Origin of the sequence: Craterilacuibacter sp. (assembly GCF_051659485.1) — a bacterium.
In the GTDB taxonomy this organism is placed as follows: Bacteria; Pseudomonadota; Gammaproteobacteria; order Burkholderiales; family Chromobacteriaceae; genus Craterilacuibacter.
This window is the reverse complement of the sequence record NZ_JBOFOO010000138.1, coordinates 1-7,811: the sequence shown is the minus strand read 5'-3', so window position 1 is coordinate 7,811 and position 7,811 is coordinate 1. Positions and strand designations below refer to the sequence as shown.

At 57.1% G+C, this 7,811-nt stretch carries 10 protein-coding genes; 9 read left to right on the top strand and 1 reads right to left on the bottom strand.

Annotated features, from left to right (window positions below; genetic code table 11):
* The 8 genes from ACRC1E_RS04795 to ACRC1E_RS04760 all read left to right on the top strand — a co-directional run.
* Window positions 1-455 (top strand): riboflavin synthase subunit alpha (locus ACRC1E_RS04795; protein ID WP_438513969.1); only part of this gene is annotated, 455 nt, incomplete at its 5' end.
* Entirely contained in the window at window positions 452-1,117 is a 666-nt protein-coding gene (locus ACRC1E_RS04790) for a diphthine--ammonia ligase (protein ID WP_438513968.1), read from the top strand. The genes ACRC1E_RS04795 and ACRC1E_RS04790, both read left to right, overlap by 4 nt.
* 58 nt (window positions 1,118-1,175) lie before the next feature.
* Window positions 1,176-2,291, top strand: a complete 1,116-nt coding sequence (gene ribBA, locus ACRC1E_RS04785; protein ID WP_438513967.1) for a bifunctional 3,4-dihydroxy-2-butanone-4-phosphate synthase/GTP cyclohydrolase II — start codon at window positions 1,176-1,178, stop codon at window positions 2,289-2,291.
* A 45-nt stretch (window positions 2,292-2,336) separates the two neighbouring features.
* Window positions 2,337-2,804 (top strand): 6,7-dimethyl-8-ribityllumazine synthase, encoded by a 468-nt coding sequence (gene ribH, locus ACRC1E_RS04780; protein WP_438513966.1) that lies wholly within the window; start codon window positions 2,337-2,339, stop codon window positions 2,802-2,804.
* Between the two features lie 34 nt (window positions 2,805-2,838).
* Window positions 2,839-3,288: a transcription antitermination factor NusB gene (nusB, locus tag ACRC1E_RS04775; protein ID WP_438513965.1), complete on the top strand. Its 450-nt coding sequence runs from the start codon at window positions 2,839-2,841 to the stop codon at window positions 3,286-3,288.
* Between the two features lie 67 nt (window positions 3,289-3,355).
* Window positions 3,356-4,312, top strand: coding sequence for a thiamine-phosphate kinase (gene thiL / locus ACRC1E_RS04770; protein ID WP_438513964.1), 957 nt, complete (start codon window positions 3,356-3,358; stop codon window positions 4,310-4,312).
* A complete protein-coding gene (locus ACRC1E_RS04765) occupies window positions 4,290-4,793 on the top strand; it encodes a phosphatidylglycerophosphatase A family protein (protein ID WP_438513963.1) in 504 nt (167 codons plus the stop codon). Before thiL ends, ACRC1E_RS04765 begins: the two co-directional genes overlap by 23 nt.
* A gap of 245 nt (window positions 4,794-5,038) precedes the next feature.
* Entirely contained in the window at window positions 5,039-5,395 is a 357-nt protein-coding gene (locus ACRC1E_RS04760; RefSeq protein WP_438513962.1) for a hypothetical protein, read from the top strand.
* Window positions 5,396-5,413: 18 nt separating this feature from the next.
* Here the strand turns inward: ACRC1E_RS04760 and ACRC1E_RS04755 are convergent, their stop codons facing one another.
* Complete coding sequence (locus ACRC1E_RS04755) at window positions 5,414-6,499, bottom strand: tyrosine-type recombinase/integrase (RefSeq protein WP_438513961.1); 1,086 nt, start codon at window positions 6,497-6,499, stop codon at window positions 5,414-5,416.
* A gap of 107 nt (window positions 6,500-6,606) precedes the next feature.
* On the opposite strand from ACRC1E_RS04755, the gene ACRC1E_RS04750 reads away from it, so the two are divergent.
* On the top strand, window positions 6,607-7,811 hold a 1,205-nt coding region (locus ACRC1E_RS04750), incomplete at its 3' end, for a nitrate- and nitrite sensing domain-containing protein (protein ID WP_438513960.1).

Genomic DNA, 7,811 nt, shown 5'->3' with positions numbered 1-7,811 from the left:
TAGAGGGTGACAGGGTGTCATTCGATCTGATGCAGGAAACCTTGCGACTGACCAATCTTGGCACACTGGCTATCGGTGACTTTGTCAACGTCGAGCGTGCTGCGCGTTTCGGTGACGATATTGGCGGCCATGCCATGAGCGGCCATATTTTCTGTTGTGCAGAGGTGGTAGCAGTCGTGGAAAGCCCGAATAACCACATGCTGCGTTTTAGTCTGCCCGATGCTGCGCTTAAATATGTGTTTGCCAAGGGTTATGTCGGCATCGACGGTATCAGTCTGACGGTAGGCGAGCTTGTCGATAATACCTTTAGCGTGCATCTGATCCCGGAAACGCTGGCGCGCACTATCATCGGTAGCCGGCGCGTAGGCGGCAAAGTCAATATCGAGGTGGATCCGCAGACACAGGCTATCGTCGACACCGTAGAGCGGGTATTGGCGGTAAGAGTCCAGCCATGAGTACGCCGTTATTTGCGTTGTCATGGAGCGGAGGCAAGGATTCTTGCCTTGCGCTGTGGCGCACCCTGAAAACCGGTGCACACCCCTTGGCCTTGCTGTCGATGCTGGATGAAACCGGCGAACGCAGCCGCTCGCATGGCATTACGCCCGAGGTGTTGGCGGCTCAAGTCGCGGCACTGGGTATTCCGTTGGTGACCGGCAATGCCAGCTGGGGTGAATACGAGGCGGTATTTATCGAGCGCCTGCAAAGTTTGCGCGAACAAGGCGCGAGTCAGGCGGTGTTTGGCGACATCGACCTGCAAGCGCATAAAGACTGGGAAGAAAAGGTCTGCGCTGCCGCCGGTCTGCAAGCGGTTCTCCCCTTGTGGCAGGAGCAAAGACTGGACCTGGTGCGCGAATTTATTGACGCAGGCTTTACCGCTACCATTGTGGTGATACGCAGCGACCTGATGGCAGCCGACTATCTGGGGCGGGTGCTGGATCACGCGCTGATTGCACGCATGCAGGCCGAAGGCATCGACCCTTGTGGCGAGGGTGGCGAATTTCATACGCTGGTGACTGACGGGCCTTTGTTTAGCCATGCTTTACGCTTGCGTGTAAAAATGCGTCACCAGCATGATAAATATTCAATGCTTGAATTTGAACTATCCGATAGCATCTGATAATAAATAATCGAAACGCGGTACACGCTGTGCGTGCCGTCTGCAAGGGTAGAACACTATGTACATTTCCCCCGTTCAGGACATTATCGCCGACATCAAGGCCGGTAAAATGGTAGTACTGGCTGATGCCGAAGACAGAGAAAACGAAGGTGATCTGGTCATGGCTGCCGAGCATGTAACGCCGGAAGCCATCAATTTCATGGCCAAGCATGGCCGTGGCCTGATCTGCCTGACCCTGTCGGAAGCGCGCTGCAATCAGCTGGAGCTACCGTTGATGGTTAGTAAAAACGGTGCCCCGCTGGGGACCAATTTCACCGTATCGATCGAAGCTGCCCGCGGCGTGACCACCGGCATCTCGGCCGCGGATCGTGCCCGCACCGTGCAGGCGGCTGTTGCGCGCGGCGCTGTGCCTGCCGATCTGGTGCAACCCGGGCACATCTTCCCGCTCAAAGCCGTCAACGGCGGGGTGCTGGTGCGTGCCGGTCATACCGAAGCCGGTTGCGACCTGTCGGCGCTGGCTGGGCTGGAGCCGGCCTCGGTGATCTGTGAAATCATGAACGACGACGGCACGATGGCCAGGATGCCGGAGTTGCTGGCGTTTGCTGCCGAGCACGGGCTGAAAGTGGGCACTATTGCCGACCTGATCAGCTATCGTAGTCGTACCGAGAGCCTGGTCGAGCGCGTAGGCGAGCGTGCCGTGGTGACGCCGTTTGGCGAGTTTGCCATGCATGTGTTTCGCGACATCACCAATGGCGATACCCATCTGGCGCTGGTCAAAGGCGAGATACGCACCGATGAAGAAACGCTGGTGCGGGTGCACGAGCCGCTATCCATCATGGACATCCTCGACCCGTTGACCAGTCCGCATAGCTGGACTTTGCCATTTGCGCTGGAAGTCATGGAGGAAGAGGGCAGGGGCGTGATGATACTGCTGCATCGCACCGAGAGCGGGGAAGACCTTCTGGCTCGCGCCCTGCCTGTGGCCGGCGAGAAAACGCCGCGTGCCAACTGGGATAGCAAGACCTTCGGTATTGGTGCACAAATGCTCAAAGCCGTCGGGGTCGGTAAAATGTGCTTGCTGGCCTCGCCGGTCAGCTTGCCTTCTATGGTTGGTTTTGATCTGGAAGTGACGGGATTCCGTCAACCGGAACACCTGACGGTAGAAATCGGTTAAAATCGCGCCCTTCCCGCGCAAGCCCACCCATTACGGAGATCCGCCATGCTGGACACCATCAACCGCATTGAACCTAATTTTGACGGTAAGGGCATGAAAATAGGCGTCGTCATGAGTCGCTTCAACCCGGATGTCTGCCATGGCCTGCGCGATGCCTGCCTGTCCGAATTGAACCTCATGGGTGTTGCCGCCAGCGATATACTGTATACCAGCGTGCCTGGTGCGCTGGAGATCCCTCTGGCACTGCAAACCATGGCAAAAAGCGGTCGCTTCGATGCCTTGGTTGCACTGGGTGCGGTGATACGCGGGGAAACTTACCATTTTGAACTCGTTTCCAACGAGTCGGGTGCAGCTGTAACCCGCGTCGGCCTTGACACCGGCGTGCCTATTGCCAATGCCATCCTCACCACCGAAACCGACGAGCAAGCTGAAGTACGCATGATAGAAAAAGGTCGTGATGCTGCACGTGTGGCGGTGGAGATGGCAAATCTACACAAAGCCTTGCGCGGCTAAACCTGCCGCGCCCGTTCTTTACAAGGAATAATCCATGAAAACCGCCCGCCGCCGTGCCCGCGAATTTGCCGTACAGGGCATTTACGAGTGGCATCTGAATCAGGAAAGCTCGGCTTCCCTGATTGAAAAACATCTGCGCGAGAATGATTACTTCGTCAAAGCTGACGAAGCACTGTTCCGCACCTTGCTGTACGGTGTATTGAAAGACGTCAAGGAACTGGGTGTACTGGTCGATCGTTTTCACGAGCGTGGTGCCGATGAAGTCAGCCCGGTCGAGCGTTCCGTGTTGTTGATGGCAGCGCTGGAACTCAGTCAGCATCCGGAAACACCGTACCCGGTTATCATCAACGAAGCCATCGAAATCACCAAGACCTTTGGGGGTACCGACGGCCATAAATTCGTGAACGGCGTACTGGACAATCTGGCTGCCGAAGTGCGTGGCGACGAGGTTGCCAACCAGAAGTCGCGCCGTCGGCCCGACTAAATACTATCCGCATCCGAAACACCCGCTACGGCGGGTGTTTTTACGTCAGTAGCTGCAAGGGAGGGTGATGAACGAGTTTGAACTGATACGGCGCCATTTCACTCGCGTCGCGCCTAGCGCCGAATTGGGCGTGGGTGATGATGCGGCTATCGTACGCCCCACGCCGGGCTGCGAGATGCATGTGTCGGTCGACATGCTGGTTGAAAACCGGCATTTTTTTGCCGGCATGGATCCGGCGGCGCTGGGGCACAAGACGCTGGCGGTCAATCTGTCCGATATGGCGGCCATGGGTGCTACGCCGCGCTGGGTGGTGCTGGCGCTCGCCTTGCCCGAGATCAATCCGGCGTGGGCGGCCGGCTTTGCCGAGGGGTTCTTTGGGCTGGCCCAGCGTTTTGGTGTAGACCTGATTGGCGGCGATACCACGCGCGGGCCGTTGGCGCTATCCGTCACCATCATGGGTGAGGCTCCGGCAGGCGAAGCACTACGCCGCACCGCAGCCAAGGCGGGTGACGATATCTGGGTCAGCGGTACGCTGGGTGAGGCGGCTCTGGCACTGGCAGTACGTTTGGGCCAGATCGGCGACGTGCCGGAGGATGTGCTCGCCGCATGTACGACCCGGCTGGAGCGCCCCGAGCCACGGGTAATGCTCGGGCTGGCACTGCGTGGCATCGCCCATGCCGCTATCGACGTGTCCGATGGCTTGCTGGCCGATCTTGGCCATATTGCTGCCGCTTCCGGTATCGGTGCCGAAATCGAACTCACGGCCTTGCCTACCCATCCGTGGCTGGATCTGCGGCGTGAAAACCACGCCGCGCTGATTGCGGCCGGGGGAGATGATTACGAACTGTGCTTTACTGCGCCGGCATCGGCGCGGCAAATACTTTCCATGATTTCGCAAGCACTGGCGCTGCCGCTCAGCCGGATCGGGTGCATGACCCACGGAGCCGGCGTGCGCCTCTTGGGGTGTGGTGGCCGCGAACATGTGCTGAACAAGAAAGGATATGACCATTTTGATCAAGCCTGACTTCAAGTTTCTGCTGGCGCATCCTGCACATTTTATTGCCTTCGGCTTCGGCGCAGGTCTCGCGCCCAAGGCGCCCGGCACATGGGGGAGCCTGCTGGCCTTGCCGCTATTCGCGCTCTTGTTATGGCTGGGGCTGGATGCAGCGCACATTGCCTGGTTGACCTTGCCGCTATTTATGATGGGCATACCGGTTTGCGGCGTGACAGGGCGAGCCTTGGGGGTTGGCGATCATGGCGGTATCGTATGGGATGAAATTGTCGCCATGCTTCTGGTGCTGGCTTTTGCGCCGGCAAGCATAGGTGGCTGGATTTTAGCTTTTGTCTTGTTCCGCCTGTTCGATATCTTCAAGCCGTGGCCGATACGCTGGTTTGATCGCCGCATTCACGGTGGTTTTGGTGTCATGCTGGATGATCTGATCGCTGCCGTGTTTGCCATCGCCGTGCAGGCGCTGCTGCTGCTGATTTTACCGGTGTTTTTTTAAGGTTTAAGGGAGCAGGATGCGCGCATCGGCGCTACAAGTGTCGACATGGCACGACTGAAAAGTGCTGCCAGCCTTGTGCTACGGGTCTGACATTTTGGCGCTGATCTGGCTTTGTTCGGCATGCATGTATTGCACGTAGGACGGGTGGGCGCGGTTTGGCTCAGGCTCAGGGATGAAAGCCGCCGTGGCGCAAGCCGGGCTTTGTGGTATCCTTGCGCCCCACTTGTGACCCGTCACCGATATCCATGAAAGATCCTTGCGACCACTACACCTTTGATCTCATCGGTGGCGTGCAAAAAAAACCCGGCCGTAAACCGCTGGGCGCGACCGCGATGACGGTCGCAGAGCGCAAGCGGCGCAGTCGCGACCTCAGGCGTAAACGCCTGCAAGAGCAGTCGGTTACGGTCGAGTTGTCGCGCGAGGCACAAAAATCGCTGGAAAAAATGATCGAGTGGTGGGGTGTCAGCAAGAAAGAGGCCATTAATCGCGCTTTGCAGGTTGCCTGTGCCTCGCAAACGGGCCGTACCGGCATGTTGTTCGATTTCGACCCGGCATTCCTGCACCCGAACCCACCCGTCAAGAAGAAAAAACCCGCAGCCTGAGCATGGCGGCGGCTTGCTTTACCCTTGTTTCCTTTCCTTTTCTGCCTTGAAAACATGCAGGGTGCTGGCTTCGTGGCGTGCGTCGTGCTCGCTGTGCAAATAGCGGCGCGTAGTCTGGATGCTGGCATGGCGCAGGTTCTGGCTGACCATCAGCAGGCTGACACCCGCTTCCAGTTGGTGACTGGCAGAGGTATGCCGCAGCCAGTGGCAACTGGCTTTGCGCAGGCTAAGCCTGGATGTTTCGTCGGCACAGCAGGCTTCCGCCCGCTTGAATACTTCCTTGCATATCAAATAGATGGCCTTGTCGCCCAGTGGTTTGAGTGAGCCCAGTCGGCACACTAGCGGCGTGTCCTCTGTGCTGCGCACTTCGGCGGCTAGCCCCAGACTTTGACGGTAATGTGCGAGCGCCTTCATCAGTTCGATACTGACAGGCACCTCGGCCAGACCTCCCCCTTTGCCTTGTATGCGCCACCAGTGGCGGCCGCGATGTAGCAGAATATCCCCCATGCGGGCATGTGCGACTTCACTGCGCCGAGCGCCGGTCAGGTACATCAGGGTAATGAGCCAGCGTGTGCGTACAGCATGGGCGTGGTCTTTAGCCGAATCTTCCGGCAATTGCGCCAAAGCCTGCATGATCGCTTGCCATGCGCGCTCATCCAGAAAACGCTCGAATGGCAGGTTGTCGCGGTTATTGTGTCGCGACTTGACTAGCGCAAAGGGGTTGCCCGACAGATAGCCCGCATCACCCAGATAGCGGTAAAGCGCAGCAATAATGGTCAGTGCGTGCTTAATACTGGATAACGAAAGCGGGCCGGCAAAGGGCTTCCACTGGGGGTGCTTGCGTGCACGACTAGGGCCTATCCAATCCTCGCCAGGCTGCGCCAGGAAGTGTTGGTAATCATGCACGTCTTCACGTTTGACTTGGACGAGAGTTTGCCCGCGTGCAGTCAACCACAATAAAAACCGCTCCGCTTCCTTGCGGTAGCCGGCCAGCGTATGCGGGCGGTCGGCGTGTTCGGATAACCAAGCCAGTACGGCGTGCTCGTCGCTATGTGCACGGATTAGCAGCTTGGGGTTTTGCGGGGGGAGAAGAGTGGGCAGCATGCAGCGATTATACCTGCGCGACCGGGTGTCGCATGGATCGTACTTTGTGTGAGCAATTTAGGACAATTGCCTAGCAAGGCATATACAATCGCATAATCTTATAATATATGCGTGACTTCATCATGCTTCAGCATCTCGCGATTCGACATAAATTATTACTGCTGCTTCTGCCTCCAGTATTTGTGGCGCTGGCTTTAGCAGCTTACCTCTCCCTGAGTCGCTACCAGATGTTGCAGGAGTATGAAGATGCGCGCGCCCTTGTGGCCATTTCTACTGACGCGAGCCAGATGATTCATGCTTTGCAGACGGAGCGTGGCTTGAGTAACGGATTTTTGTCTGCTTCTGGGGCTCCTTCGTCTGCACTGCTGGAGGCGCGGGAAGTATCGGATAAGGCAATGGCTCAATTTACGCGCACCGCCCATGCCTTGAATGAGACTGCGTTGACGGCACAACTCACGCCGCTAGTGGATGCGCTCAAGTCCATTGAGCAGGAACGTGTAGCCATTAATACACGGATAACACCGGCAAAGCAGGCGTTTGCGGCTTATAGCGACCGCATTGATAAGCTGATAGCCTTGGTTTCCGGCGTGGTCAATATCAGTAGCGACAGTCAGCTTGTCCATTCTGGCGTTTCCTTGTTGTCTTTGCTGAATGAAAAAGAATTTGCCGGGCGAGAGAGAGGCTATGTTAATGGCTTATTAGCTGCGGGGAGTTTGCAGACTCCCGAGCAGATTAAAATGGTGGCGCTCAGCGCTCATCAGGAAGCATACGCTCACGCGGCAAGGCTGATTGCCGATAGCGCACAAGGGGAACGGCTAAAACAGATCGCGACTTCGCCCGATGCCAAGGCTGTTGCAGCACTACGCGAGCAGATTCTGGCTATTCCCGCAGGTATGCCGCAAGAGATCAAGTCCGAGCAATGGTTTGCCGCTACGACGGCAAAAATTGCCTTACTGAAAGCCGAACAGGGGCTGATTCTGTCAAATCTGGATGCCTATGTAGGGCAGAAGCAGCAAGCATCGCGCCAGCAGTTATGGATCAATGCCGGGCTTAGCGTACTGTTGACGCTTGTCTTGCTTCTGGCTGGTTGGCGTGTTTATCTGAGTATTCATGTGCCGCTCACTCGGTTGGAAAACCTGATGAGTGGAATGAGTCGCGATCTGGATTTGAGTTGCCGTGCCAATATGGCAGGCGGTGATGGTATTTCACGCATGGCACAAGCATTTGATAGTCTGGTTGAGACCTTTGGCCGGACGCTTGGGGCTGTCAAGGCTAATACGCATGAATTGCTTGATGCTGCACGAGGCTTGAC

Coding starts and splice junctions, on each gene's coding strand:
- ACRC1E_RS04755 (WP_438513961.1), bottom strand. CDS start 6,499: ATGCTGCCCACTCTTCTCCCCCCGCAAAACCCCAAGCTGCTAATCCGT.
- ribH (WP_438513966.1), top strand. CDS start 2,337: ATGCTGGACACCATCAACCGCATTGAACCTAATTTTGACGGTAAGGGC.
- nusB (WP_438513965.1), top strand. CDS start 2,839: ATGAAAACCGCCCGCCGCCGTGCCCGCGAATTTGCCGTACAGGGCATT.
- ACRC1E_RS04765 (WP_438513963.1), top strand. CDS start 4,290: ATGACCATTTTGATCAAGCCTGACTTCAAGTTTCTGCTGGCGCATCCT.
- ribBA (WP_438513967.1), top strand. CDS start 1,176: ATGTACATTTCCCCCGTTCAGGACATTATCGCCGACATCAAGGCCGGT.
- ACRC1E_RS04790 (WP_438513968.1), top strand. CDS start 452: ATGAGTACGCCGTTATTTGCGTTGTCATGGAGCGGAGGCAAGGATTCT.
- ACRC1E_RS04760 (WP_438513962.1), top strand. CDS start 5,039: ATGAAAGATCCTTGCGACCACTACACCTTTGATCTCATCGGTGGCGTG.
- thiL (WP_438513964.1), top strand. CDS start 3,356: ATGAACGAGTTTGAACTGATACGGCGCCATTTCACTCGCGTCGCGCCT.